We start from the raw sequence: 747 nt of genomic DNA, 5'->3' as shown, positions 1-747 counted from the left end.
TCAGCCCTTGCTCAGCGATGAATACTGAGGAAATTCTCAAGCAGCAATGCGAGAGATAGCACAGCATGAATAACGCCAGTGATAACGTTCAATCGGTTTACGCTTGTTCTTCAATACTCTTCTGGTATTGATGTTTCAAAACGTACATGCGCTTCACGTCACGATAGCTGCCATTAATGAAGTACTCTTCGATAAGATGGCCTTCCTCAATAAAGCCGCACTTTTTATACAGATGGATGGCAACTTCGTTCTCAACCGCAACCAATAGGTAGATTTTGCGTAAGTTAAGGATGGAGAAAGAGTAATCCAATGCGCGATGAATCATTTCCATCGCATAACCACGGCCTTGATGGTCTGGCGCGATGATGATTTGAAATTCCGCACTGCGGTGGATGTAGTTGATTTCAATCAGCTCCACCAAACCAATCAAAATGCCGTCAGCGTCTTCAACGACAAAGCGTCGTTCTGCGTCATCGTGAATGTGTTTACGGTAAAGTTCTTCGAGCTCGTCATAGGACTCGTAAGGTTCTTCAAACCAGTAGGCCATGATGTTGCGATTGTTGTTGAGTTCGTGGATAAAACGCAAATCAGAGCGTTCTAATGCACGCATTTTTAGGCCTTTTTTCATCCTGCTTCTCCAATGAGTGGGAGGGGAAATCCTCCCCGGTTGATGCTAGAAAATCTTAACGTATCTCAGGGAAAACACCTCGCATATTTTCATCAACTTTGTCATTTGTATCAACGGAT

The 747-nt window shown here is 43.9% G+C and carries 1 protein-coding gene; it reads right to left on the bottom strand.

The genetic code is table 11. The features are described 5' to 3' along the window. Window positions 1-97 precede the first annotated feature (97 nt). On the bottom strand, window positions 98-628 hold the full coding sequence (speG, locus tag R7Z50_RS26900; protein ID WP_005459711.1) for a spermidine N1-acetyltransferase: 531 nt from the start codon (window positions 626-628) through the stop codon (window positions 98-100). Window positions 629-747: the final 119 nt, after the last annotated feature.

The sequence above is a fragment of the Vibrio sp. 1249-1 genome (assembly GCF_033340495.1).
Note: the sequence above shows the minus strand (reverse complement) of the source record. Positions and strands in the feature narration are given on the sequence as shown.